The sequence below is a fragment of the Pseudomonas sp. REST10 genome (assembly GCF_029542605.1).
Classification (GTDB): domain Bacteria; phylum Pseudomonadota; class Gammaproteobacteria; order Pseudomonadales; family Pseudomonadaceae; genus Aquipseudomonas; species Aquipseudomonas khazarica.
The window spans coordinates 4,972,124-4,997,116 of the sequence record NZ_CP035677.1 but is presented as its reverse complement, the minus strand read 5'-3'; the positions used below and the strand labels follow the sequence as shown (position 1 = coordinate 4,997,116).

General features: G+C 66.7%; 25 protein-coding genes. 11 read left to right on the top strand and 14 right to left on the bottom strand.

Going from position 1 to position 24,993, the window contains the following annotated elements; genetic code table 11:
- Nucleotides 1-172: 172 nt before the first annotated feature.
- Together EWH21_RS23605 and EWH21_RS23600 are read right to left on the bottom strand one after the other, a co-directional pair.
- Entirely contained in the window at nucleotides 173-1,564 is a 1,392-nt protein-coding gene (locus tag EWH21_RS23605) for a heavy metal sensor histidine kinase (RefSeq protein WP_277699474.1), read from the bottom strand.
- Nucleotides 1,561-2,178: a heavy metal response regulator transcription factor gene (locus EWH21_RS23600; protein ID WP_277700642.1), complete on the bottom strand. Its 618-nt coding sequence runs from the start codon at nucleotides 2,176-2,178 to the stop codon at nucleotides 1,561-1,563. The genes EWH21_RS23605 and EWH21_RS23600 overlap by 4 nt, the downstream gene beginning before the upstream one ends.
- On the opposite strand from EWH21_RS23600, the gene EWH21_RS23595 reads away from it, so the two are divergent.
- From EWH21_RS23595 to EWH21_RS23580, 4 genes are all read left to right on the top strand, one after another.
- On the top strand, nucleotides 2,122-2,343 hold the full coding sequence (locus EWH21_RS23595; protein ID WP_277700647.1) for a hypothetical protein: 222 nt from the start codon (nucleotides 2,122-2,124) through the stop codon (nucleotides 2,341-2,343). The genes EWH21_RS23600 and EWH21_RS23595 overlap by 57 nt on opposite strands.
- A 294-nt stretch (nucleotides 2,344-2,637) precedes the next feature.
- The gene (locus EWH21_RS23590) at nucleotides 2,638-3,888 is read left to right on the top strand and encodes a TolC family protein (protein WP_277699473.1); all 1,251 of its coding nucleotides are present in this window, start codon (nucleotides 2,638-2,640) and stop codon (nucleotides 3,886-3,888) included.
- Nucleotides 3,889-3,944: 56 nt separating this feature from the next.
- Nucleotides 3,945-5,219 carry an efflux RND transporter periplasmic adaptor subunit gene (locus EWH21_RS23585; RefSeq protein WP_277699472.1) on the top strand — a complete coding sequence of 425 codons (1,275 nt, stop codon included), beginning with the start codon at nucleotides 3,945-3,947 and terminating at the stop codon, nucleotides 5,217-5,219.
- Nucleotides 5,220-5,241: 22 nt separating this feature from the next.
- A complete protein-coding gene (locus EWH21_RS23580) occupies nucleotides 5,242-8,394 on the top strand; it encodes a CusA/CzcA family heavy metal efflux RND transporter (protein WP_277699471.1) in 3,153 nt (1,050 codons plus the stop codon).
- Nucleotides 8,395-8,428: 34 nt separating this feature from the next.
- On the opposite strand, the gene EWH21_RS23575 is transcribed toward EWH21_RS23580, so the two are convergent.
- Nucleotides 8,429-9,211 carry a helix-turn-helix transcriptional regulator gene (locus EWH21_RS23575; protein ID WP_152489930.1) on the bottom strand — a complete coding sequence of 261 codons (783 nt, stop codon included), beginning with the start codon at nucleotides 9,209-9,211 and terminating at the stop codon, nucleotides 8,429-8,431.
- 140 nt (nucleotides 9,212-9,351) lie between these two features.
- On the opposite strand from EWH21_RS23575, the gene EWH21_RS23570 reads away from it, so the two are divergent.
- Both EWH21_RS23570 and EWH21_RS23565 read left to right on the top strand, forming a co-directional pair.
- Complete coding sequence (locus EWH21_RS23570) at nucleotides 9,352-10,167, top strand: carbon-nitrogen hydrolase family protein (RefSeq protein WP_047587143.1); 816 nt, start codon at nucleotides 9,352-9,354, stop codon at nucleotides 10,165-10,167.
- Nucleotides 10,168-10,275: 108 nt separating this feature from the next.
- A complete protein-coding gene (locus EWH21_RS23565) occupies nucleotides 10,276-11,601 on the top strand; it encodes an APC family permease (protein ID WP_277699470.1) in 1,326 nt (441 codons plus the stop codon).
- Here the strand turns inward: EWH21_RS23565 and EWH21_RS23560 are convergent.
- Nucleotides 11,546-13,543, bottom strand: coding sequence for an alkaline phosphatase family protein (locus EWH21_RS23560; RefSeq protein ID WP_277699469.1), 1,998 nt, complete (start codon nucleotides 13,541-13,543; stop codon nucleotides 11,546-11,548). The two genes, EWH21_RS23565 and EWH21_RS23560, sit on opposite strands and share 56 nt — an antisense overlap.
- 55 nt (nucleotides 13,544-13,598) lie before the next feature.
- Nucleotides 13,599-14,282 (bottom strand): Crp/Fnr family transcriptional regulator, encoded by a 684-nt coding sequence (locus EWH21_RS23555; protein WP_277699468.1) that lies wholly within the window; start codon nucleotides 14,280-14,282, stop codon nucleotides 13,599-13,601.
- A 115-nt stretch (nucleotides 14,283-14,397) separates the two neighbouring features.
- Here EWH21_RS23555 and EWH21_RS23550 point away from each other — a divergent pair, with 115 nt between their 5' ends.
- On the top strand, nucleotides 14,398-14,922 hold the full coding sequence (locus EWH21_RS23550; protein ID WP_277699467.1) for an Mpo1-like protein: 525 nt from the start codon (nucleotides 14,398-14,400) through the stop codon (nucleotides 14,920-14,922).
- Nucleotides 14,923-14,986: 64 nt separating this feature from the next.
- Here the strand turns inward: EWH21_RS23550 and EWH21_RS23545 are convergent, their stop codons facing one another.
- On the bottom strand, nucleotides 14,987-15,733 hold the full coding sequence (locus tag EWH21_RS23545; protein ID WP_134677652.1) for a hypothetical protein: 747 nt from the start codon (nucleotides 15,731-15,733) through the stop codon (nucleotides 14,987-14,989).
- Nucleotides 15,734-15,846: 113 nt separating this feature from the next.
- Nucleotides 15,847-16,641, bottom strand: coding sequence for a helix-turn-helix domain-containing protein (locus tag EWH21_RS23540; RefSeq protein WP_152489925.1), 795 nt, complete (start codon nucleotides 16,639-16,641; stop codon nucleotides 15,847-15,849).
- Nucleotides 16,642-16,764: 123 nt separating this feature from the next.
- Between EWH21_RS23540 and EWH21_RS23535 the strand changes: the two genes are divergently transcribed.
- Nucleotides 16,765-17,166: a hypothetical protein gene (locus EWH21_RS23535; RefSeq protein ID WP_037051248.1), complete on the top strand. Its 402-nt coding sequence runs from the start codon at nucleotides 16,765-16,767 to the stop codon at nucleotides 17,164-17,166.
- 9 nt (nucleotides 17,167-17,175) lie between these two features.
- Here the strand turns inward: EWH21_RS23535 and EWH21_RS23530 are convergent, their stop codons facing one another.
- Together EWH21_RS23530 and EWH21_RS23525 are read right to left on the bottom strand one after the other, a co-directional pair.
- Entirely contained in the window at nucleotides 17,176-17,913 is a 738-nt protein-coding gene (locus tag EWH21_RS23530) for a sulfite exporter TauE/SafE family protein (RefSeq protein WP_277699466.1), read from the bottom strand.
- Nucleotides 17,910-18,269 (bottom strand): antibiotic biosynthesis monooxygenase, encoded by a 360-nt coding sequence (locus tag EWH21_RS23525; protein ID WP_277699465.1) that lies wholly within the window; start codon nucleotides 18,267-18,269, stop codon nucleotides 17,910-17,912. The genes EWH21_RS23530 and EWH21_RS23525 overlap by 4 nt, the downstream gene beginning before the upstream one ends.
- A gap of 85 nt (nucleotides 18,270-18,354) precedes the next feature.
- On the opposite strand from EWH21_RS23525, the gene EWH21_RS23520 reads away from it, so the two are divergent.
- A complete protein-coding gene (locus EWH21_RS23520) occupies nucleotides 18,355-19,047 on the top strand; it encodes a metalloregulator ArsR/SmtB family transcription factor (protein WP_134677656.1) in 693 nt (230 codons plus the stop codon).
- 22 nt (nucleotides 19,048-19,069) lie between these two features.
- Here EWH21_RS23520 and EWH21_RS23515 read toward each other — a convergent pair whose 3' ends face one another.
- From EWH21_RS23515 to oscA, 5 genes are all read right to left on the bottom strand, one after another.
- Nucleotides 19,070-20,062: a sulfate ABC transporter ATP-binding protein gene (locus EWH21_RS23515; RefSeq protein ID WP_047587121.1), complete on the bottom strand. Its 993-nt coding sequence runs from the start codon at nucleotides 20,060-20,062 to the stop codon at nucleotides 19,070-19,072.
- Nucleotides 20,063-20,118: 56 nt separating this feature from the next.
- Nucleotides 20,119-20,985: a sulfate ABC transporter permease subunit CysW gene (cysW, locus tag EWH21_RS23510; protein ID WP_277699464.1), complete on the bottom strand. Its 867-nt coding sequence runs from the start codon at nucleotides 20,983-20,985 to the stop codon at nucleotides 20,119-20,121.
- Between the two features lie 9 nt (nucleotides 20,986-20,994).
- The gene (cysT, locus tag EWH21_RS23505; protein WP_277699463.1) at nucleotides 20,995-21,807 is read right to left on the bottom strand and encodes a sulfate ABC transporter permease subunit CysT; all 813 of its coding nucleotides are present in this window, start codon (nucleotides 21,805-21,807) and stop codon (nucleotides 20,995-20,997) included.
- Between the two features lie 72 nt (nucleotides 21,808-21,879).
- Nucleotides 21,880-22,881, bottom strand: a complete 1,002-nt coding sequence (locus EWH21_RS23500) for a sulfate ABC transporter substrate-binding protein (RefSeq protein ID WP_277699462.1) — start codon at nucleotides 22,879-22,881, stop codon at nucleotides 21,880-21,882.
- Between the two features lie 74 nt (nucleotides 22,882-22,955).
- A complete protein-coding gene (gene oscA / locus EWH21_RS23495) occupies nucleotides 22,956-23,135 on the bottom strand; it encodes a sulfur starvation response protein OscA (protein ID WP_152489919.1) in 180 nt (59 codons plus the stop codon).
- Nucleotides 23,136-23,379: 244 nt separating this feature from the next.
- Here oscA and EWH21_RS23490 point away from each other — a divergent pair, with 244 nt between their 5' ends.
- Together EWH21_RS23490 and EWH21_RS23485 are read left to right on the top strand one after the other, a co-directional pair.
- On the top strand, nucleotides 23,380-23,961 hold the full coding sequence (locus tag EWH21_RS23490) for an alpha/beta hydrolase (protein ID WP_277699461.1): 582 nt from the start codon (nucleotides 23,380-23,382) through the stop codon (nucleotides 23,959-23,961).
- A gap of 82 nt (nucleotides 23,962-24,043) precedes the next feature.
- Nucleotides 24,044-24,868: a sigma 54-interacting transcriptional regulator gene (locus tag EWH21_RS23485; RefSeq protein WP_277699460.1), complete on the top strand. Its 825-nt coding sequence runs from the start codon at nucleotides 24,044-24,046 to the stop codon at nucleotides 24,866-24,868.
- Nucleotides 24,869-24,993 lie beyond the last annotated feature (125 nt).

The window sequence follows — 24,993 nt, the reverse complement described above, 5'->3', positions numbered from 1 at the left end:
GTTGAGAGATGGCTTTTGGCGCCCCTTCGGGGCGCTTTTTTATGGCGCTCATCAGGCGGGCGTCTTCGCGCATCGAATCAGTCCGGTGGTGCCAGGTTCTTCCGGGGCTTGTGCGTACGCATGCAGCCTGTCCATGGGCCGCGCCTGCCGTTGGCGAGTGGCGCGAGCTGCCTCAGGGGTGCGCCACGGTGGGGAAGTAGAGGGTGAAGATGGTGCTCTCGTGCACGATGCTGCTGACGTTAACCTGGCCCTGATGCAGGCTCATGATCGAACGCACGATGGCCAGGCCCAGGCCGGTGCCGCCGTCGGCACGCGAGCGTCCGCGGTCGACCCGGTAGAAGCGCTCGAACAGCCTGGGCAGGTGCTCGGGCGGGATGCCGGGACCCGGGTTGCTCACCGCCAGCGTCACCTCCGAGGGCCCTGCGCTGATCCTCATGTTCACCGTCGCCCCTTCCGGGCTGTGGCGAATGGCATTGGATAGCAGATTGGAGATGGCCCGCTGCACCATCAGGCGGTCACCCTCGATCGTTGCCTGGCCGGCGACGTCGAGCAGGATGCGCTTCTCTTCGGCCATGAGGGCGAAGAGTTCCGCGACCTTTCGGGCTTCTTCGTGCAGGGCGATCTCTTCGAAAGGAATCAGCGCGGCGGGATGGCTGACATGGGCCAGGAACAGCATGTCCGACACGATACGCGTGACCCGGCCGAGCTCCTCGGTGCAGTTCTCCAGTACCAGCTTGTACTGCTCGGGCGGCCGCTCTCGCGACAGCGTTACCTGCGCCTTGCCGATGAGGTTGGTGATGGGGGTGCGCAGCTCGTGAGCCAGGTCATCGGAGAACTGCGAGAGCTGCTGCACGCCGCTGTCCAGGCGATGGAGCATGAAGTTGATGCCGCTGGCCAGTTCACGAAGCTCGCGGGGCAGATTCTCCAGCGGCAGGCGGTGGCTCAGGTCCTGAGTCGATATGCGTTCGGCGATCCTGCGGAACTGATGCAGCGAGCTGAGACCGCGATGGGCTATCCATCCGGCGCCTGCGGCGATCAGCAGCAGCACGAAAGGCAGGGCGATCAGCGTGGATTCGATGTAGGCGCGCAGCAGTGCCTGATCGCTGGCGCGGTCGAGGGTGAGCACGGCTCGGATGCGTGTCCCATCCTTGCGTACCATCAGCTGCGAGGCCGTCATCCGTTCATTGCCCAGGGCGTCCTGCCAGCGCTCGAAACGCACGGCCTCGCTCGAACTCTTCGACAGGGGTGGCAGGTCCGCCAGGTTGCCCACGCGCAACAGGACACGCGGCTCAGGGCCATCGTCATACAGGATGAGCGAGAGGTTGTCGTGGCCCTTGATCAGGTCCCTGATGTTGTGGATCTGGTCGCCCACTTCGGGACGCAAGGCGACTTCGCGGGTGGCATGGCGAACCTGCTGCAGCTTGTCCTCGAGGTTCTGTGTCGCGATGCCGTCGAGTTGTCGGCTCAGCGAGAAGTAGGCCAGGGCACTGAGCAGCGCAACCAGCAGCAAACCCAGCAGGGCGACGTAAAGGCTGAGCTGGCTCGACAGCCGGACGGGCCTCATGAACGGGCTTCCAGCACATAGCCGACACCGCGCAGGGTGTGGATGAGCTTGTTCTCGAAGGGGTCGTCGATCTTCGCACGCAGGCGACGGATCGAGACTTCCACGACATTGGTGTCGCAATCGAAATTCATGTCCCAGACCAGAGAAATGATCTGGGTGCGCGAGAGCACCTCACCGCTGCGGCGCATCAGCAGGTGCAGCAGGGCGAACTCCTTGGTGGTCAGGTCGATGCGCTGTTCGCTGCGGTAGGCGCGATGACGGGCCGGGTCCAGTTCGAGGTCGTCGACCTTGAGGACGTCAGGGACGCTCGGTTGTTCGCCACGCCGCAGGAGCGAGCGGACCCTGGCCAGCAGTTCGGGAAACTCGAATGGCTTGACCAGATAGTCGTCGGCGCCGGAGTCGAAGCCTTTCAGCTTGTCGGCCAGCCGGCCGCGTGCGGTCAGCATCATCACCGGGGTGCGGCTGTTGCGGCGGATGCTGGCGAGTACTCCCCAACCGTCGATTTCCGGCAGGTCGACATCGAGTATGACCAACTCGTAGGCAGACTGCGCTGCCATATGCAGGCCGTCGACACCATTGGTTGCAATATCGACGATATAACCACTTTCGCTCAGGCCCTGGTGGAGATAGTCGGCAGTTTTAAGCTCGTCCTCAACGATCAGGATTCGCATGCGCGGGATAACCTTGATGAAATTGATAAGGAGTTTTTCGAGTCGCGGTTGTTATCGAATACGGCAACGTCAGTGCGCGATGTCCAGGCGCGCAATGATGAACCTTGAAGTGGCTACAGAGTCAAGGAAGGCCATTTGTTTCAGGGCGTTACATGAACTTATAGGGTTTCTTCTAGTTGTGGATTGGTGAAGTTGATATATGTCTTGTTATAACTTGATAGATGACTTTGCGTGTGTGAGTTGCATGTTAATACAGGGCATTGTTCTGTGGCTGAGTATTACGGATTTGTAATTTTGCAGTCACTCCGTCGATAGGTGGGGCTCCCTAAATTCTGCACCGAATGAAGTTTGCCGAGACGTGCACGCATGTCTGCGGATTTATATCGGTGTGGAGGAAAGAACTTGTCGAGGCGAGATTCGAAAGTTGCTGAAGTATGGGGCCTGGCCGCTGCTTTCGTGTTCACCCTGGGCCAGGCCAATGCGTCGACAGCGATCACGCTGAGCCAGGCGTGGGAACGAGCCCTGCAAAGCAACCCGTCGCTGCTGGCCGGTGAACGCAATGCCGGCATTGCCGAGGGCGAGCGCAGGCAGGCCGGGGTGCTGCCCAACCCGGAGTTGTCCTGGGAGGTGGAGGACACGCGCAGTGCGACGCGAACCACCACGGTACAGATCAGCCAGCCGATCGAACTGGGGGGCAAGCGCGGTGCCCGTATCGAGCTGGCCGAGCGCGGTATCGACAGCGCCTCGATAGGCCAGGAGCAACTGCGCAACGAACTGCGTGCCGAGGTGGTGGCGGCATTTCAGGGGACGTTGCTGGCGACGATGCGCCAGACCCTGGCCGAACAGGCACAAGCGCTGAGTGAGCGTGGCGTCGCGGTGGTCGAGGCGCGAGTCAAGGCGGGCAAGGCGTCCCCGCTGGAGGTCGCACGGGCCCGCCTGCAGCTCGACGAGGTGCGCCTGGAAACCGCGCGTGCCCGCGATCAACGGCGCAATGCCATGAGCCAGCTACTGGCGGTCATCGGCCCGCAGGCCAGCGCGGATGAGCTGGAGCTGAGCGGCGATGCCGCCAGCATGCCCGCGCTACCGGGTGTGACAGCGCTGTTGCGCCGTCTGGACAGTGCCGCGCCGATGCGTCTGGCGCAGATCGAGATCGAGCGCCAGGAGGCCGCTATCGCGGTGGAGAAGAGTCGGCGCATTGCCGATCTCAGGGTCAGCCTCGGCAGCCAGTACAGCCGTGAGGATCGCGAGCGGGTGAATCTGCTCGGGCTGTCCATGCCGCTGCCGTTGTTCGACCGCAATCAGGGCAACGTGCTGGCCGCCTCGCGGCGCGCCGAGCAGGCGCGCGACCTGCGCAATGCGGCGCAGCTGCGCCTGCGCAGCGAGGTGCAGCAGGCTCACCAGCAATGGCGCACGGCGCAGGGGGCGATCCGCCGTTTCGAGGACGGCTTGCTGGGCGCCGCCGACCAGGCGCTGGAGAGCACCACGCGGGGGTTCCAGATGGGCAAGTTCGCCTTCATCGATGTGCTCGATGCCCAGCGCACCCTGATCGACGTTCGCTCGCGCTACCTGCTGGCGCTCGACGAAGCGCTGGCCGCCTGGGTCCGGCTCGAACGTATCTATGGCGATCTCTCCGCCAGCACGGATGGGTACTGAATCCTTGTCACCAAGGCCGGTGCGATGCCGGCGCTGATCACTGTTTGGGGTTGTTCATGCAGAAGAAACTCGGTGTTGCCATCACGGCCGCCATGGCCGTGGGTTTTGTGGGTGGGGCGCTGTTCTACAACGGTGGGCAGTTCGCTGCGGATATGGGCCATCGACTGGCGGAAAGCGGCAAGGGCTACGCGTCCGGGGTCAATCCGCTCGGCGCGGCGCAGGCCGCGAGTGCCGACGAGGAGCATGCCGAGGACGGCGATGGTCATGCACAAGGCGATGAGTCGGTAGAGGGGCATGCCGAGGAGGGTGGGCTGCAGCTCAGCGACGTGCAGATCGCCGCTGCCGGTATCGAGCTCGCCGAAGCGCAGGCACGCAGCGTGAGCACCTATATCTCGCTTCCTGGCGAAGTGAATTTCGATGAGGAGCGCACGGCGCACGTGGTACCGCCCAGTGCCGGGGTGGTCGAGCGGGTGCTGGTCGGCCTGGGGCAGAAGGTGGCGGCTGGCGAGGCGCTGGCGGTGATCGTCAGCCAGCAGGTTTCCGAGTTGCGCAGCGAACTGGCGGCGGCCTCACGGCGCCTCGAGCTGGCGCGCACCACCTTCGAGCGTGAGCGTCAGCTGTGGCAGGAGGGCATCTCCGCCGAGCAGGATTACCTGCAGGCCAGGCAGGCGCTGCAGGAGGCGCAGATCGCCCTGGCCAACGCCCGGCAGAAGGGCAGGACCCTCGATCCTCAGGGCGATGCCGGTGACGGCAGTCGCTACGAGCTGCGTGCCCCCTTTGCCGGTGTGGTGGTGGAAAAGCACCTGGTGCCGGGCGAGGTCGTGGGCGAAAGCAGTGCGGCCTTCACCGTGGCCGACCTGAACCGCGTGTGGGTCACTTTCAGCGTGTCTCCGCGCGACCTGGAACGGGTCAGGGTCGGCCAGGACGTGCGCGTCATCGCCCCCGAACTGGGGCGCGAGACGACCGCCAAGGTCGCCTATGTCAGCCGCCTGCTGGGTGAGCAGACGCGCACGGCCGCGGGCCGCATCACCCTGGACAACGCCGATGGCGTATGGCGCCCCGGGCTGTTCGTCTCCGTTGCACTGGTCACCGAACGCCATGCGGCCAAGGCGGTGATCCCGCTTTCGGCCGTGCAGGAGGTCGAGCAGCAGAGCAGTGTCTTCGTGCGCACCGACGAGGGTTTCGACGTTCGTGCCGTGACGCTGGGGAGCCGCAGCGACGGCTTCGTGGAGGTGCGCGAGGGCCTGAAGGCCGGGGAGCGGGTGGCGGCTGCCGGCAGCTTCATTCTCAAGTCCGAACTGGGCAAAGCCAGCGCCGAGCACGCGCACTGACCCTCACCGACGAGTATTCCTCATGTTTGAGCGCATCATTCAATTCGCCATCGAGCAGCGCTTTCTGGTGCTGCTGGCCGTGCTGGCGATGGCCGGGCTGGGTGTGGCCAGCTATCAGAAGCTGCCGATCGACGCCGTTCCCGACATCACCAACGTGCAGGTGCAGATCAGCACCGCTGCCGATGGTTTCTCGCCGCTGGAAACCGAGCAGCGCATCACCTTTCCCATCGAGACGGCCATGGCCGGTCTGCCGCACCTGAAGCAGACCCGCTCGCTTTCGCGCTCGGGGCTGTCGCAGGTGACGGTGATCTTCGAGGACGGCACCGACCTCTACTTCGCCCGGCAGTTGGTCAACGAGCGCCTGCAGGCTGCCAAGGAGCAGTTGCCCGAGGGGGTGGAGGCCTCCATGGGGCCGATTTCCACGGGCCTGGGCGAGATTTTCCTGTGGACGGTGGAGGCCGAGGAGGGCGCCCTCAAGGAGGACGGCACGCCCTATACGCCAACCGATCTGCGGGTGATCCAGGACTGGATCATCAAGCCGCAACTGCGCACGGTGCCTGGCGTGGCCGAGATCAACAGCATCGGTGGCTTCGCCAAGGAGTTCCAGATCGCCCCCGATCCCAAGCGCCTGGCCGCCTACAAGCTGACGCTGGGCGAACTGCTGCTGGCGCTGGAACGCAACAATGCCAACGTCGGCGCCGGCTACATCGAGCGCAACGGCGAGCAGCTGCTGGTGCGGGCCCCCGGCCAGCTGGGCACGCTGGAGGATATCGCCAACATCGTGGTGGCCAACGTCGATGGCACGCCGATTCGCGTCAGTCATGTCGCGCAGGTGATGCTCGGGCGTGAGCTGCGTTCCGGCGCCGCCACCGAGAACGGCCGCGAGGTGGTGCTGGGCACGGTGTTCATGCTGATCGGCGAGAACAGCCGCAGCGTATCCCAGGCCGTGGCCGCGCGGCTGGAGGAGATCAACCGCTCGCTGCCAGAAGGGGTGGTGGCGGTGACGGTGTATGACCGCACCAACCTGGTGGACAAGGCCATCGTCACGGTGAAGAAGAACCTGATCGAGGGCGCGATCCTGGTGATCGTCATCCTCTTCCTGTTCCTCGGTAACATCCGTGCCGCCCTGATCACGGCCATGGTGATTCCGCTGTCGATGCTGTTCACCTTCACCGGCATGTTCGGCAACAAGGTCAGTGCCAACCTGATGAGCCTAGGGGCACTGGACTTCGGCATCATCGTCGACGGTGCGGTGGTGATCGTCGAGAACGCCATTCGCCGCCTGGCCCACGCGCAGCACAAGCACGGTCGCGAGCTGACCCGCAGCGAGCGCCTGCACGAAGTGTTCGCTGCCTCCAGGGAGGCGCGCCGCGCACTGATCTTCGGCCAGCTGATCATCATGGTGGTGTACCTGCCGATCTTCGCCCTGACCGGGGTCGAGGGCAAAATGTTCCACCCCATGGCCTTCACCGTGGTCACTGCGCTGTTCGGCGCCATGATTCTCTCGGTGACCTTCGTCCCGGCGGCGATCGCCCTGTTCGTCACCGGCAAGGTGAAGGAGGAGGAAAACGCGCTGATGCGCATCGCTCGGCGTGCCTACGAGCCGGTGCTGCAGTGGGTCATGCGCTATCGCCTGCAGGCCTTCGGCGCCGCCCTGGTGCTGGTGCTGTTCTCCGGCTTCCTGGCCTCGCGCATGGGCAGCGAGTTCGTCCCCAGCCTGAGCGAAGGTGACTTCGCCCTGCAGGCGCTGCGCGTGCCCGGCACCAGCCTGACCCAATCGGTGGAGATGCAGATGCGCCTGGAGCAGACCCTGCTGGCCCAGGTGCCGGAGGTGAAGCGCGTCTTCGCCCGCACCGGCACGGCCGAGATCGCCTCCGACCCGATGCCGCCGAACATTTCCGACAGCTACGTGATGCTCAAGCCGCGTGAGCAGTGGCTTGATCCGGACAAGTCGCGGGAAACCCTGATCGCCGAACTGCAGGCTGCCGCCGAGTTGGTGCCGGGCAGCAACTACGAGCTGTCGCAACCGATCCAGTTGCGTTTCAACGAGCTGATTTCCGGCGTGCGCAGCGACGTCGCGGTGAAGATCTTCGGTGACGACAGGGACGTGCTCAACCGCATGGCTGCCGACGTGGCACAGGCCCTGGGCAGCATCGCGGGTGCATCCGAAGTGAAGGCCGAGCAGACCAGCGGCCTGCCGGTGCTGACCGTGGCCATCGACCGCGACAAGGCGGCGCGCTATGGCCTGAACGTCGGTGACATTCAGGACACCGTCGCCGTTGCCGTGGGGGGCCGCCGGGCGGGCACGTTGTTCGAGGGCGATCGCCGCTTCGATCTGGTCGTGCGCCTGCCGGAAGACCTGCGCACCGACATCGACGGCCTGTCGCGTCTGCTGATCCCCGTGCCGGCTGCCGGGGCCGCCACCAGCGTCGGCTTCATCGCCCTGGCGGAGGTGGCCCGGCTGGAACTGGCGCCCGGCCCCAACCAGGTCAGCCGCGAGAATGGCAAGCGTCTGGTGGTGGTCAGCGCCAACGTGCGTGGGCGCGATATCGGCTCCTTCGTGGAGGAAGCCGAAGCGAAGATTCGCCGCGACGTGAAGCTGCCCGCCGGCTACTGGACCAACTGGGGCGGGCAGTTCGAACAGTTGCAGTCCGCCGCCAGGCGCCTGCAGGTGGTGGTGCCGGTCGCGCTGCTGCTGGTCTTCATGCTGCTGTTCATGATGTTCAACAATCTGCGCGATGGCCTGCTGGTGTTCACCGGCATCCCCTTCGCCCTGACCGGGGGTGTCATGGCGTTGTGGTTGCGTGACATTCCCCTGTCGATCTCCGCCGGGGTCGGCTTCATCGCCCTGTCGGGGGTGGCGGTGCTCAACGGCCTGGTGATGATTTCCTTCATCCGCAACTTGCGTGAGGAAGGCATGGGCCTGCAGCGAGCCGTCACCGAAGGGGCCTTGCAGCGTCTGCGCCCGGTGCTGATGACGGCCCTGGTGGCGTCGCTGGGCTTCGTGCCGATGGCCCTGGCCACCGGCACCGGTGCCGAAGTGCAGCGACCGCTGGCGACCGTGGTGATTGGCGGCATCCTGTCGTCCACCGCGTTGACGCTGCTGGTGTTGCCGGCCTTGTATCGCTGGGCGTACCGGCGTGAAGAGCAGGCGGAACCGGAGGCCAGCCCGTGACCGCGCTGCCCATGCGCGGTCCGGGACTGGGGCGTCAGCCGCCCTGCGCCTGGAGGAACAGGGCGAACAGTTCCGACTGCGACTTGATCCCCAGCTTGCTGTAGACATGCTTGCGGTGCACCTTCACGGTCTCCGCCGAGATCGCCAGCTTGCGCGCCACTTCCTTGCTGGAGTGGCCGCTGAGCATCAGCCGCACGACTTCCAGCTCGCGGCCGGTCAGGGCGGTCTCCACGTGCCGCGCCATCTGCTCCAGGCGTTCCTGCCAGGGCGGGGGCGCGCTCGGTTCGCCGGGCTCCGGTTCGAAGGCCAGGCGCTGGCGCATCAGCGCCGTGACCCAGGGCTGCACCAGGCCGAGCAGGGCGATCTGCTCGGGACGGAAGACCTGGCGTGAGCCCAGTGACAGGCACAGGGTGCGTTCGCCCGGCAGGGCCAGGTTGATCTGCACTTCGTCGGCGACCACGTTGAGGCGGAAGTAGCGCTGGTAATAATCGGTCTGCTCGAAGCACTCCGGCGCCACCTCGCCCAGGCGCACCAGGCCGTCGCGGCGGCCTTCGCGGCTGGCGATGTAGAAGGGGTCGAGCAGGTAGAGGCCGCGCAGGTAGTCCTGGAACAGCAGGTCGGGCTCGCCATCATCGCCGCTGCACTCGGCCAGCACCTGCGGGCGGCCCTCGCTGAAGATCAGCGCCACCCAGCTGTCGTGCGCCACGTACTGGCCCAGGGTGCGCTGCAGGGCGCGCCAGAAGTGAGGGCCCGGCAGCGCGTCGATCAGCTCGGCGACGCTGCGATGGAAGGCGATGTCGTGCAAGGTCATGGTCATGCCTCTACCCCCGGGGGGTTACCCCGCATGCGTGATTTCGCCCGGGCACCCCTGTCTCCATACTCGAACCCTGGCGGATGGCTGCCGGCATTCTGGGTAGCCACCACGCGTCGTGCAACAACAAGAATCGGAGCCCTGTCATGCAAGTCGAACTCGTCCAGCTCGCTGGCCGTGATGGCGATACCGCCCACAACCTCGCTGCCGCGCTGCATGCCATCGCCGGCTGCGCGGCCGGAACCCGCCTGCTGGTCTTTCCGGAAACCTACCTGACCGGCTTCCCCACGGCGGAGAACGTCGCCGCCCTGGCCGAGCCACTCGATGGCCCGAGCCTGCGGGCGGTCCGTCGCGCCGCCGCCGAGCGGGGGGTGGCCGTGGCCATCGGCATTGCCGAGAACGACAACGGCGTGTTCTACAACACCACGCTGCTGATCGATGGCGACGATACCGTCCTCACTTACCGCAAGACCCATCTGTGGGCCTCCGATCGGGGTGTGTTCACCCCGGGCGACCGCTACGCCACGGCGCTGCTCGACGGTGTGCGCGTCGGCCTGCTGGTGTGCTTCGACATCGAGTTTCCGGAAAGCGCCCGGGCCCTGGGTGAGCTGGGCGCCGAGTTGCTGATCGTCACCAACGGCAACATGGACCCCTACGGGCCGACCCATCGCACCGCGATCATGGCGCGGGCCATGGAGAACCAGGCCTACGCGGTGATGGTCAACCGCGTCGGCGAGGGTGACGGCAACCTGGTGTTCGCCGGCGGCAGCGCGGTGGTCGAGCCCGGCGGCGGCCTGCTGCTGGAGGCGGGGCGCGAACCCTGCCGGCAGGTCATCGAACTGGACATGCAGCGCCTGGCCGAGGCCCGCCGCGACTATCGCTACCTGGACGAGCGACGCATGCCGCTGCCTGGCCAGCGTGTCGAGCATGACAGCGGCCTGCGTGAGCTGCTGATTCCCTGATTTCCCTTGAACGGGTGCCGCAGAAGCGCCCGTGCGGCCTCGCCGTGCCTTTCTTTCGCCGACTTCGGCTCTGCCATAACAATTTCAAAAAAACGGGAGTAGCAAGCAATGGCTCGTCTGCAACGATCCCTTTCACTGGGAGCGGTGGTGCTGTTCGGCATCGCCTACATGACACCGATCATCGTCCTCGGCACCTTCGGCATCCTCGCCGAGATCACCCGTGGTGCGGTGCCCGCGGCCTATGTCGCCGCCTCGCTGGCGATGGTCTTCACGGCACTCAGCTATGCCCGCATGGCCGGGTTGTTCCCGGTGGCCGGTTCGGCCTACAGCTACGTGCGCCGCAGCATCAACGATCACCTGGGGTTCATCGCCGGCTGGGCGGTGCTGCTCGATTACCTGTTCCTGCCCATGGCCATCTGGCTGATCGGTGCGGCCTACCTGCATTCGGCCTTCCCCGGCTTGCCACAGGCGCTGTGGGTGCTGACCTTCATTGTGCTGACCAGCCTGATCAACGTGGTCGGCCTGCGCCTGGCCAAGGGCATCAACGGCGTGCTGATGCTGGTGCAGTTCCTCGTCCTGCTGGCCTTCGTCGCGCTGTGCGTGCACTACGTGCTGGGTGATGCGAGCAAGCCGCTGTGGTCGCTGGAGCCGTTCCTGGGCGAGGGCATGAACCTGTCGCTGGTCATGGCTGGCGCGGCGGTCGCCTGTTACTCCTTCCTCGGTTTCGATGCGGTCAGCACCCTGACCGAGGAGACCCACGAACCGCAGCGCACCATCCCGCGAGCCATCCTGCTGATCACCCTGATCGGTGGCCTGATCTTCGTGGTCACCGCCTACTGCGTGCAGCTGGCGCATCCCTCGACGCTGTTCGAGAGCAGCGATGCGGCGGCCTACGAGATCGCCCGCAACATCGGTGGCGACCTGTTCGTGTCGGTGTTCCTGATCGGTCTGATCGTCGGCCAGTTCACCTCGGGCCTGTCGGCCCAGGCCAGTGCCTCGCGCCTGATGTTCGCCATGGGCCGTGACGGCGTGCTGCCGCAGGCCTTGCTGGGCACCCTGAGCCCGCGTTTCGGCACCCCGGTGGGCGCCATCCTGGTGTGCGCGGTCGTGGCCCTGCTGGCGCTGAAGCTGGACGTCACCACCTCGACCTCCTTCATCAACTTCGGCGCCTTTCTCGCCTTCAGCCTGGTCAACCTCTCGGTGATCGTCCACTTCGCCCGCCAGCCGCAGGCGCGGGGGCCGCTGCAGGTGCTGCGCTACCTGCTGTGCCCGTTGCTCGGTCTGCTGGCGACACTATGGCTGATGGTCAGCCTGGATCGCCTGGCGATCATGCTCGGCTGCAGCTGGCTGGTGCTCGGTGGCCTGTACCTGACCTGGCTCACCGGAGGCTTTCGCCGCCGTCCTCCGGAGCTGCAGTTCGACGCGCAGAGCTGAGCTGCGCCACCGTTGCCGGACCTTCGTCGCGCTCGGCGACGAAGGTCACCGGTTTCGAGCCGTCGGCATTGAGGTGCAGGATGCGTTCGGGACGGCCCTGCGCGTCGAAGAACACCTGGCCGAGGCCGGCGCCGTTCCACAGCCGCTCGCCCGAGCGGCTGCGGTCGGGGATCAGCGGGGTGACGCGCATGCGCCGGCGCTTGGTCAGCCAGTTGAGTGGCGACCAGGGTGCATAGAGCCAGCGGTTGAGGCGGTCGAACCAGTCCAGCAGCCTGTGCGGGAATTCGTTCTTGATGCCGCTGCTGGTGATCTGCCAGATGGTGGGACTGTTGCGGCGCAGGCGGATGCTCACCCGGTAGACGAAGGAGTAGTGCACGTCGCCGGACAGGATGACGAAGTCCCCAGGCGTGCGCGAGTGGCGGAAGATGTTCATCATCACGCTGGCTGCGCCGCGATGGGCCATCCAGTTCTCGGCATCGACCAGCAGCGGATGGCCGGCGTAGGTGAACAGCTTCTGGATGCCTTCGATCAGCTTGACGCCGAACATCGGCGCGGCGGAGACGATGATGCAACTGGGGTGATCGAGCAGTGCCTGCTGGAAGTCGCACAGCGCTTCCCAGTCCATCAGCCCGGAGGGTTTCGACAGATGACCTTCGCTGCGCCAGCGCCGCGTGCGGGTGTCGAGCACCAGCAGCGCCGGGGTGGTCGGCAGCACGTAGTGCCAGTGCTGGAACTCCAGCAGCTGCCCGATCAGCGCGTCCTGCGCCTTGGCCTGCAGCTGGTCGTCCGCCTGGCGTTGCAGGAGCAGGTCGCGGGAGGCCTGCAGCGGCTCGGCGAACGCCTGCGGGTCGTTGCCCCAGCCCTGGCACAGCAGGTAGGCGAGCAGGGCGTTGCCGATGATGCGCCGGGAGAACGGATGGCCGTAGGCGGTCTGTTCCCAGCGCGCGGACAGGTTCCAGTCGTCGGTGACGTCATGGTCGTCGAAGATCATCAGCGTCGGCAGGTGAGCCAGCACGCGGGCGGCCTGGCCGAGCCCCTGGCGGAATGCCGCGATGCGCTGGCGTTCGTCGGCGTAGCGCTGCTGCCGTTGCTCGTCCAGTGGCGGGGGCGTTTCCTCGATCAGCGTCCAGGGTACGGGCGACCAGACCAGCAGGTACATGGCGATCATCTCGGCGAAGGTCACCAGGTGGTTGTCGGCGCTGCTGCTGGTGAAGATCGGTTTCTTCACGCCGCCGAAGAACTTGTCGCGCAGGGTCTGGTTGCTGGTGATCTCGGGCAGCAGCTCGGCCCGCCGGTAGTAGCCCACCGGATCGGCGTAGAGCGCCTGGCTGTCTTCGACCACGGCGCCTTCGAGCTGTTCGTCGAACAGGCCGAGGCGGGCGATCAGCTGGTGGATGGCGCACAGCATCGGCCCGGCGACGTCATCCACGTACACCTGGTCGCCGCTCATCAGCAGCAGGGCCGGGCGCTGCGTGGCGTCGTGTGGCTCGGCCAGCAGGCGGTCGGCGCAGAGCAGGCCATCGTCGGCAGCATGGTGCGGCTTGCGGCAGGAGCCGTGGAGCAACTGGTCGAGCCGTGCACGCAGGACGAAATCGGCGTGCTCGGCGCCGTCGTGGAGCAGGTGCGCCGCCCAGTCGGCCATGCCGCGCGTCCCGTCAGCCGCGATGATCTGCAGGTCATAGGCGATGCGCACATCCTGGGGCAGGGCACGCTCGAGGGGCACGTCGAGCAGATGCAGGACCGCATGCCGGCCCAGCGGCAGCTGCTGGCAATGCGCGTCGAGGGCCAGGGTGCGCGGCTCCTCGCCGTCGGGGTGCAGCCAGAGTTGCAGGCTCAGCTCGCGACTGGCCACCAGCCACAGCACCAGGCGGCCGGGCTCCAGGCGACGCAGCAGCGGGCCGGCCAACACCGCGGGCAATGGCGTGTGGAGGTTGTCGGGCATGACGCTTCCTGCAGGATGAGAGACAGGGCTTGGACAGTGGCAGGGCGCCAGCGGTTCAGGAGGCCAGCTGGCGCAGGTGCTCGAAGTCGAGAATCTCGATCTCGCCGTAGGTCAGGCGCACGACGCCCTGGGCCTCCAGCTCCTTGAGGATCTGGTTGGTGGTCTGGCGCGACAGCGAGAGCATCAGCGCCAGTTGTTCCTGGGCCAGGTGCAGCACCCGGCGCGGCTCGCTCTCGCCGTAGTTCTCGGCGATCAGCAGCAGGCGCCTGGCCAGGCGTGGCGCGGCCGGCAGCAGGCTCATGTCTTCCAGGGCGATGAAGGCCAGGCGCAGCTTGTGGCTCATCAGCAGGGCGAAATCGCGCCAGTGCTGCGGCTGGCGCTCGAGCAGGGCGAGCAGCTCGGCCTGTGGCAGCAACAGCAGGGTGCTGGCGCTTTCGGCGAAGGCATCGTGGGTGCGCGGCAGGCCGTCGAACAGGGAGATCTCGCCGAACCAGTACGGCGGCTCGACCAGGGTCAGCAGGGCTTCCTTGCCGTTTTCGCCGATGGCGCCGACGCGCACCGCGCCTTCGACCACCGCGTACAGGCCGCTGGGTCTGTCGCCACGGCGAAACAGCCGCTGGCCGGCATCCAGGCGCTGCACCCTGGCCATCTCCAGCAGGGTCTGGCTCAGCGCCGCAGGCAACGCGGCGAACCAGTGGCCCTGGTTGAGCAGGCTGGCGTAGGTACGAGGGTCGGGCATGTCGGCTCCTGTAGGGCGCTGTGGCCGTCGATGTCATTGTCGGCTAGGCGACAGAGCGATGCGCCGGCACGAGGTGATCATGGCGGGGCCTGTTCCCCTGCTGAGGACGATAACAATGAAAACCCTCGTCGATCACCTGGCCCAGTATGCCGCCTACCACCGCGACCGACGCAACATCGCCAGCCATTTCATCGGCATCCCGATGATCGTGCTGGCGGTCGCCGTGCTGCTCTCGCGCCCGGGTTTCGCGCTGTTCGGCCTGTGGCTGGCACCTGCCACCCCGGTGGCGCTGGCCGCCGCGCTGTTCTACCTGCGCCTGGATACCCGCTTCGGTCTGGTCATGAGCCTGCTGCTGGCGCTGTGCCTGTGGGCCGCTGCCGGGCTGGCGGTGGCCGGCACGGCGCTGTGGCTGTCGGCGGGGCTCGGCCTGTTCGTGGTCGGCTGGGTCATCCAGTTCGTCGGCCACTATTACGAAGGGCGCAAGCCGGCGTTCGTCGATGACGTCATGGGGCTGATGGTCGGCCCGCTGTTCGTGGTGGCCGAGCTAGCCTTCCTGCTCGGTCTGCGCAAGGAGGTCGAGCACGCGGTGGTGGAAATCGCCGGGCCGACCTGCATTCGCGAGAAGAAGGCCCTGGCCTGAGTCGCCCGGCTGACGGGCGCATGCGCCGGCGAGCCGGGTTCTGCGGCTACCCGGCAAGGCTGGGCTAGAACATCGCCATCCACTGCGCGGTCAGCGAGCGCGCGTGGCGGTCCACGGTGATCGGTGCGAAGGGGCGGCCGGACACGCTCTCCAGCGTGTTGCTCTGGCTGTTCATGTCGGCCAGCGCGGCGCGCAGATAGCCCCAGCGGGTCTGCAGCTTGTTCACCTGCGGGTCCGCCTTGGCATCCAGGGCCTGCAGTTCCTGGTCGATGGCCGGCAGCAGCAGGCGTTCGTCCTGGCCCAGGTAGGTGTCGGGGTGCTCGCGGGCGATCTCGAAGGTGCCCAGGTAGGAGCGGGCGAGGTACTGCACCCCCAGGTACTCGACCTTCGCCGCCAGTTCGCTCTGCCCTGGCGCCCCCGGCAGCCCCCTGGCCGCCGCGAGAAAATCACGCAAGGCGCGACTGAGGTCCTCCGGGAAGCGCCAGGGCACGTTCTCGTCACCGGGGCCATAGGAAACACCGTTGCGCAGTTGGGTAACGAGGGCGTGGTGGGCGCTGGTGAGCTCGCTGCTGCCTTGCGGCAGGCTCTGCATGGCGCCGGCCAGAGCGGCCAGGTCGGCCTCCAGGCGCTGTCGATGGACCTTCTGGAAGCCCTCGCCACGTAACAGCATCAGGCTGCTGGTCGCGCGACAGGCGTGAATCTGGATTTGTTCCTGCGGACTGACGGCCTCGGCGAAGGCCATGGGCGAGAGCCCGACGAAGAGGCCCAGCGACCAGAGAAAGGCATGGCGTAGCAGTGCTTTACAGCGCATCCGGGTGCTCCTTGTTATTGTTTTGAGCGGGGCGGCGTCAATGACACAGCGTCAAGACTACTGCGTCATGCCGGAGCGAGCATGACCCGAAAGAGTGATTTCGTCGGAAATCGCTACCGTTCGGGGGCTTTTGCCAGGTTGCGCAGGTACTCGGCACTGAAGGCGTCGGCCGGGAAGAAGGTTTCCAGGGCCAGCTCGGCCAGGGTCACGTCGTTCGGTGTGCCGAACACGGTGGTGGTGCTGATCATGCTCAGCACGCCGGCTTCGGTGCGCAGTTGCACCGGCATCAGGACCGTCTCTGCAGAGGCTTCGCCCTCATCCTCCGGCGCCGGGTAGGTCAGCAGTTCCTCGTGCAGGGCCAGGAGCTGCGGGTCGCCGCTGATCTCGGCATCGCGGTGCAGGCGCAGCAACAGGTGCGCGCGCCACTGCGCCAGGTTGACGATGCGCGGGGCCAGCCCCTCGGGGTGCAGGGACAGGCGCAGCACGTTGAGCGGCGGGCCGAGCAGGTCGTCTGCCACGCCGACGAGAAAGGGGCCGACCGAGGCGTTGGCCGCGAGCAGGTTCCACTGCCGGTCGATGGCCAGGGCGGGATAGGGTTCATGGGCCTTGAGCAACTGGTCGATGGCCTGGCGCGCCGGCTCCAGCGCCGGGTCGGCGAGGTCGTGCTGGCTGTAAAGCGGGGCGAACCCCGCGGCGCTGAGCAGGCGGTTGCGCTCGCGCAGGGGAATCTCCAGCTGCTCGGCCAGGTGCAGCAGCATGTCGCGGCTGGGTTGTGCGCGGCCGGTCTCGACGAAGCTCAGGTGGCGGGTGGATATCTCCGCCTCGCAGGCGAGGTCGAGCTGGCTCAGGCGGCGCCGCTGGCGCCATTGGCGCAACAGGGCGCCGGCGGTCTGGGAGTTCGTAGTCATGGCCAGCACGATAGTCCAGCCAGGTCATGTCGGCCATTACCTGATAGGTAATCGACGGCCCGTGCGTTTCGGCGAAGTCTGTAGGCCAGGCACCACCCCGGTGCTCCCTGTGGAGAACTTGCCATGAATGTACTGCAACCCAACCCCATGCTGCGTGATGCGCTGTTGCTCGACGGCCTGCTCAGCGGCGTCACCGGCCTGCTGCTGGTCCTGGCGGCCGGCTGGCTGGGCGCCTTCCTCGAACTGCCGCGCCTGCTGTTGCTGGTCGCCGGCAGCGCCCTGTTGCCATTCGCCGCGCTGCTGGTGTGGTTGTCCAACCGCCAGCAGATCAGCCGCCAGGTCGTCTGGGCGGTCATCGCGGTCAATGCCCTGTGGGTGATCGACAGCCTGCTGGTACTGCTGATCGGCTGGCTGTCGCCGAACCTGTTCGGCTACGCCTTCGTCATCGCCCAGGCGCTGGCGGTGGCGCTGCTGGCCGAGCTGCAGTGGTTCGGCCTCCGCCACTCGCAGGCGGCCGCCATCTGACGCTTGCGCTCAGAAGCCGCGCAGGGCCAGTTCGCTGCCGAGCAGCAGCAGGCCGATGAAGAACCAGCGTTTGAAGCGCTCGGCGCTGATGCGCTTGCGCAGCCACTGGCCGGCGGCCATGCCCAGCAGGGCGGGCAGCAGGGCCAGGGCCGAAAGGCCCAGTACCGCCGGCTGCAACAGTTCGCCGCTGTGCCCGAGCGCCGCCGCCAGGGCCAGGGTGGAGACGCTGAACGAAAGCCCGAGGGCCTGGATCAGGTCGTCCTTTTCCAGGCCGATGGCCTGCAGGTAGGGCACCGCAGGGATGACGAAGACGCCGGTGACGGCGGTGATCGCCCCGGTGACGGCGCCGATCAGTGGCGCCAGCCAGGGCTCGTATCGCGCGGCGACGCGCACCTGCACCCTGGCCAGGCCGAGCACGGCATAGAGCACCAGTGCCGCACCGAGCCAGCGGCTGGCGCCGGGCAGGTCGAGGCTGTGCAGCGCAGCGGCGACCAGCAGCGTGCCGGCGACGATACCCAGCAGCATGGGCCACAGACGGCGCAGCATCGGCAGCGGGCTGCGGCCGTCGCACAGCTGCCAGATGTTGCTCACCATCGAGGGGATGATCAGTAGCGCGGCGGCCTGCAAGGGCGCCATCAGCAGGCCAAGCAGGCCCACGGCGATGGTGGGCAGGCCGAGGCCGACCACGCCCTTGACCATGCCGGCGAGCAGGAAGGTGGCGAGGATCAGTGGCAGGTACTCGGTCATCTTGCGGCTCCCGTGTGGTGCATGGCCTGGCTGTCGGCGGGGGCCTGCTCGCGCTCGTGCAGACCGTAGTCGCGCAGTACCTGGGCCACGCGCAGGCGATAATCGGCGAAGACGCTTTCGCGCCCCGCCGTCTGCGCCTCGCGGTGCTCCTGGTGCTGGCGCCAGGCTTCGACCGAGGCGGCGTCCCGCCAGAACGACAGCGAGAGGATCTTGCCCGGTTCGCTGAGGCTCTGGAAACGTTCGATGGAGATGAAGCCGGGTTGTCTGGCGAGCAGCGGGCGCAGCCCGGCGGCGAGGTCGAGATAGTCCTGCTGTTGGCCTGGTCGGGCCTGTACTTCGAAGATCACGGCGAGCATCGGGTTTCTCCCTGGCTGGCTCTGGTTGACGTTGCCTGCCAGTATTCACGTGTCATGCACGCCATGTTTCGTCATGAGGTGAATTATGGAATACGCACCGGGTTTCAGTTCGATCGCCGCGCTGCTCGCCGATGCCGGGCGCGCCAGCATGGTCTGGGCGCTGATGGACGGCAGCGCCCGCCCTGCCGGCGAGCTGGCGCTGCTGGCCGGGTTGTCGCCATCCTCGACCAGCGCGCACCTGGCCAAGCTGGTCGAAGGCGGCCTGCTGGTGCAGCAGCGTCATGGGCGCAATCGCTATTACCGCCTGGCCGGCCCGGAAGTGGGGCAGCTGGTGGAGGCGCTGGCCAGTGCGGCGCTCGCCGCACAGCCGCGCCAGTCGCGTCCTGTGCCGGCGTCGCGGGGTACGCCGCAGGCGATGCGTGAGGCGCGCACCTGCTATGACCACCTGGCCGGTGAGCTGGCGGTGGGGGTCTTCGCGCGCATGTGTGCGGCCGGCTGGCTGGCGCAGCAGGACGGCACGCTGGCCATCACCGCGACGGGTGAGCAGCGCCTGCAGGCATTGGGCATCGACTGGCCCCAGGTGCAACGGCAGCGCCGTCAACGGCTTTGCGCCTGCCCCGACTGGAGCGAGCGCAAGCCGCATCTAGGCGGGGCGCTGGGCGCTGCGTTGCTGGCGCTGTGCGAGGCTGAAGGCTGGCTGCGGCGCAGCCAGGGCTCGCGTGCGCTGCAGGTCTCGCCAGGGGGGCGCAGGGCGATCATGGCGATCGCCCTGGAGTAGGCGCTGGAACCGTTCGCGGCGCTCAGGCCTGGGCGCTGACCGGTTTGCCACCCTTGGGCTTGAAGTACAGCGTGGTGCCGCGCGCGAGGTTGTCCAGGCTGGCGTGGTCCTTGGCCACCTCGGCCTCGATCAGCTCGTCCTGGCCTTCCACCTTGAGGGTGATGCGGGTGATGGCGCCGAGCAGGCGGATGTCGCGCACTTCACCGGCCTGGTGATCGGCGGCCGGTTCGCTGCACAGATCCACTTCGTGCGGGCGGAACAGCACATGGTGATCGCTGCCCACGTACAGGCGGTTGGCATCGCCGAGGAAGTGGTAGACGAAATCGCTGGCCGGGTACTCGTAGACCTCCGCAGGCGAGCCGATCTGCTCGATCACGCCCTTGTTCATCACCACGATGCGGTCGGCCACTTCCATCGCCTCTTCCTGGTCATGGGTGACGAACACGCTGGTCAGGTGCACTTCCTCGTGCAGGCGCGCCAGCCAGCGGCGCAGCTCCTTGCGCACCTTGGCATCGAGGGCGCCGAAGGGTTCGTCGAGCAGCAGCACCTTGGGTTCCACCGCCAGTGCGCGGGCCAGGGCGATACGCTGGCGCTGGCCACCGGAGAGCTGCTCCGGATAGCGGTCGCCGAGCCAGTCGAGCTGCACCAGATTGAGCAGTTCATGCACTTTCTCGGCGATCTTCGCCTCGCTCGGGCGCTCGCCCTTGGGCTTCATGCGCAGGCCGAAGGCGACGTTGTCGAACACCGTCATGTGGCGGAACAGGGCGTAGTGCTGGAACACGAAGCCGACGTTACGATCACGCACGTCGTGGTCGGACACGTCCTCGCCGTGGAAGCCGATGCTGCCGCTGTCCGGGGTTTCCAGGCCGGCGATGATGCGCAGCAGGGTGGTCTTGCCGCAACCGGACGGGCCGAGCAGGGCCACCAGCTCGCCGCTCTGGATGTTCAGGTTGATGTCGTTCAGCGCCGTGAACTGGCCGAACCGCTTGTTGACGCCTTTGACTTCGATACTCATGGCTGATGTTCCTGGTTGTTCCGTGGGCCATGCCGCTCCTGGCGGCGTGACGGCAGTCAGTCTTCTCGGTTGGCCTGTAGCTGGCGGCTCAGGCGCGCCTCGCTCCACTGGCGAAGCAGCAGCACCACCAGGGCCATCACGAGCAGCAGGATCGCGACGCTGAAGGCGGCGACGATGTTGTACTCGTTGTAGAGAATCTCGATGTGCAGCGGCAGGGTGTTGGTGTAACCGCGGATATGCCCGGAGACCACCGATACCGCACCGAATTCGCCCATCGCACGGGCGGTACACAGGACCACGCCGTAGATAAGCGCCCATTTTACGTTAGGCAGCGTGACATGCCAGAACATCTGCCAGCCACTGGCGCCGAGCAGGCGCGCAGCCTCCTCCTCGGTGCTGCCCTGCTGCTCCATCAGCGGGATCAGCTCGCGGGCGACGAAGGGAAAGGTGACGAACAGGGTGGCCAGGACGATGCCCGGCACGGCGTAGACAATCTGCAGGTCGTGCCTGTCCAGGTACGGCGCGAAGACGCTCTGCGAGCCGAACAGCAGCACGTAGATCAGGCCGGCGACCACCGGCGACACCGAGAACGGCATGTCGATCAGGGTGACCAGCAGGCTCTTGCCGCGAAACTCGAACTTGCTCACCGCCCAGGCGGCCGCGACGCCGAACACCAGGTTCAGCGGCACCGAGATGGCAGTGGCCAGCAGGGTCAGTTGCAGGGCGGCGATGGCGTCCGGCTCGCGGATCGCCTCCCAGAAGAACGCCAGGCCGCGACTCAGGCCCTGGGTCAGCACCATGTACAGCGGCAACAGGAGAATGACGGCGAATACCGTCCAGGCGATGACGATCAGCGCGATGGCGCCGGGCGAGCGACTGGCGGGGCGCGCAGCGGTCTGCCGGCCAAGGGTTGCAAGGCTCATGACGGCTCCTCAGATGGGCGGCTGGATGCGGCGCTGCAGCAGGTTGATCAGCAGCAGGAGGATGAATGACACCAGCAGCATGATCACGCCGATGGCGGTGGCGCCGGGATAGTCGTACTGATCCAGCTTGGCGACGATCAGCAGCGGCAGGATCTCGGTCTGCAGCGGGATGTTGCCGGCGATGAACACCACCGAGCCGTACTCGCCGACGCCACGGGCGAAGGCCAGGGCGAAGCCGGTCAGCCAGGCCGGCAGCAGGCTCGGCAGCAGCACGTGACGGAACACCTGCAGCGGCCTCGCGCCGAGGCAGGCGGCGGCCTCCTCGACCTCCCTGGGGATGTCCGCCAGCACCGGCTGCAGGGTGCGCACCACGAACGGCAGGGTGACGAACACCAGCGCCAGGGTGATGCCCAGCGGGGTGTAGGCGATCTTCACGGGCAGCAGCGAGCCGAGCAGGCCGTTGGGTGCGTACAGCGCAGTCAGGGCGATGCCGGCCACGGCGGTGGGCAGGGCGAAGGGCATGTCGACCATGGCGTCGATGATGCGCCGGCCGGGGAAGCTGTAGCGCACCAGCACCCAGGCGACGATGGTGCCGAGAATGCCGTTGAGCAGGGCGGCGGCCAGGGCGGTGCCGAACGACAGCTGCAGCGAGAACTGCAACTGGCGGTTGCCGAGCAGGCGCCACCACTGTTCGGCGCTGAGCTGCAGCGAGAAGAGCAGCATTGCCCCCAGCGGGATCAGCACGATCAACGCCAGGTAGCTGATGCTGTAGCCCAGCGTCAGCCCGAAGCCGGGTATGACCGGGGAGGTTCGACGAGACATGGTCAGTCCTTTTGTGCAGGTCCACGGCACGGCGTGCCACCGGCTATCCGCTGGCACGCCGTGGCGCTCGGATCACTGGTTGATCTTCTGGAAGATGTCGTCGAACACGCCGCCATCGTCGAAGTACTTCGGCTGTGCCTGTTTCCAGCCACCGAAGTCTTTGTCGATGGTGACCAGGTGCAGATCCTTGAACTGGTGCTTGAACTCGGCCGCCACCTTTTCGTTGCGCGGACGGTAGAAGTTCTTCGCCGCGATGCGCTGGCCTTCCTCGCTGTACAGGTGTTGCAGATAGGCTTCGGCGATGGCGCGGGTGCCCTTGCGGTCGACGTTGGCGTCGACCACGGCCACCGGCGGTTCGGCGAGGATCGACAGCGACGGGGTGACGATCTCCAGCTGTTCGCCGCCTTCCTCGGCCAGCGACAGGTAGGCTTCGTTCTCCCAGGCCAGCAGCACGTCGCCCAGGCCACGCTGGACGAAGCTGATGGTGGCGCCACGGGCGCCGGTATCCAGCACCGGGGCGTGACGGTACAGCTCGGTGACGAACGCCAGCGCCTGCTCTTCACTGCCGTATTGCTGGCGGGCGTAGGCCCAGGCGGCGAGGAAATTCCAGCGCGCGCCGCCGGAGGTCTTCGGGTTCGGCGTGATGACTTCGACGCCGTCCTTGACCAAGTCGTCCCAGTCGCTGATCTGCTTCGGGTTGCCCTTGCGCACCAGGAACACGATGGTCGAGGTGTAGGGCGTGCTGTTGTCCGGCAGGCGCGCCTGCCAGTTCGGGTCGATCAGCGTCTGGTTGTGGTTGATCGCGTCGATATCGCCGGACAGCGCCAGGGTCACCACGTCGGCGCGCAGGCCGTCGATCACCGCGCGGGCCTGCTTGCCCGAGCCTCCGTGGGACTGCTGGATGGTCACGGCCGGGTTGCCCTGGGCCTGCCAGAATTCGTTGAAGGCGGCGTTGTACTCGACGTACAGCTCGCGGGTCGGGTCGTAGGACACGTTGAGCAGCGGCGCGGCGGCGGCCGGGCCGGCGATCAGGCTGCTGGCCAGCGTGGCCAGGGCGAAACGGCGAATGGACATGGTGCAGCTCCTCACGGATTGGGTGCGGGTGTTGGCGGTAGCCCTCCGGTGGTCCGGTCGGGCTGCATCATGGGTCAGTTCTTGGTGTGCGGTTGTTGCAGGCGGATCTTTTCCTTGCGCTCGATCTGCACGACCTGGCCGTTGTGCACGGTGATTTCCACCGCGCCGAATTTCAGGCCCTGCAGGGCGGTCTGGATCTCGCGCAGGATGCTGGCGTCATCCTGGCCTTCGAGGTGTCTCAGCGTCGCAGTCATTTCCAGGCTCCTTGTGGATGGGCGCCATGACGGTGGACGGCGACCGCCGTTGGCGTGGAGCGGATAGTAGGGAGGCGCTAATATTCTTAAAAATAATGTTTAAGAACATTTATAGATCAAAAAAGAATATTAGGTGACGATGTTTGCCTTGGTGTTTTTTTGCATAAGCAAATGAATTCTTATTCTTTTTGTGCTTGCAAGCTTCTGCCTAGACTGGGGCCATTCGACTCAGGAGGCGCCGACCATGCGCAGCGAAGCAATCCGTTATCTGATCCTGCCAGGCTGGCAGGGCTCGTCCGCCGAGCACTGGCAGAGCCACTGGCAGCGCAGCCTGCCGAACAGTACGCGGGTCGAGCAGCAGGACTGGGCCAGCCCGCAGCGCGCCGACTGGGTCGCCGAACTGAATCGGGCGGTGGCCGCCGATCCACGCCCCGCGATCCTCATCGCCCACAGCCTGGGCTGCGTGACCGTCGCCCACTGGGCGCAGCAGGCGCCGCTGGAGCTGCTGCGCCGGGTACGCGGTGCGCTGCTGGTGGCGCCGGCGGACGTGGAGCGCCCAGGCTGCCCTGAGCCGCTGCAGAACTTCGCGCCGCTGCCGCATGACCTGCTGCCGTTTCCCAGTCAGCTGATCGGCTCCGACAACGATCCTGCCGCCAGCGCCGCACGCGCCGTCGAGATGGCGCGTCACTGGGGCAGCGACGCAGTGGTGCTCAGCGGGGTGGGGCATATCAACGTGAAATCCGGGCATCACTACTGGGAGCAGGGCTTCGCTCATCTCTATCGCCTGCAGAACCGCATCGAGCAGCAGCAACGCCGGCGCGCCTGAGTTTTCGGGGCGGGGCCGGGCCAGGCAGCCGCCCGCTTCCTTTTTCTTCTCGGGTGAGCCGCCCGGTACTGGAGTCCTGGCCATGCCGCCCACGTTGAATGCGCCGCCGCTGACCTTCGCCGATGCGCCGCAGAACCCCCTGAGCATCCGGGCCAAGGCGCTGGTGTTCGTCGACCCGCGTTCGCGTCAGCTGCGCGAGCGGGCCGACGCCCTGGCGCCGGGGCACCAGCCGCTGCTGATCCGTGGCGAGACCGGCACCGGCAAGGAACTGCTGGCTCGCTATATCCACCGGCACAGCGAGCGCGGCGGCCTGTTCGTGGCCCTGAGCGCCGCGACGATCAGCCCGCAGTGGGGTGAGGCCGAACTGTTCGGCCACGTCGGCGGTGCCCATGCCGGTGGTGCCGGCAGCCGGGCCGGCTGGTTCGGTTCGGCCCATGGCGGCACCCTCTATCTGGACGAGATTGCCGACCTGCCGCGCGCGTTGCAGCGCAAGCTGCTGGCGGCGCTGGAGACCCGCGAGGTGTACCGCGTCGGCGCCAGCCAGGCGACGCCGGTGGACGTGCGCCTGCTGGCCGCGAGCAGCATCGACCTGGCCCGTGCGGTGGCGGCCGGCACCTTCGACGAAGGCCTGTACGCGTATCTGTACGACGGCCAGCTGCATTTCCCCGCGCTACGCGAGCGGGTCGGCGACATCCTGCCGCTGGCCGAATACTTCCTCGGCATCCATGCCTTGCGCCTGGGCCTGGCGATTCCCGCACTCGGCGAGCAGGCCCAGGCCGTGCTGGAGGCGCATCGCTGGCCGGGCAATACCCGCGAGCTGGAGAACGTCATTCACTTCGCGTTGCTGCTGGCCGGTCATGCGGAGATTCGGCCGGAACATCTGGAGTTGCCGGGTGCCCAGGCATAGGCCTGGCATATATCACCTGAGTGCAGCCGGCGTGGTGCCGGCGTAGTACATAGCGGGGAGGGTGATTTGCGCTGACTTTGCAGCGGTCTGTTGTCGCTAGTGGCAGCCAGTGCAGGAACCACTGC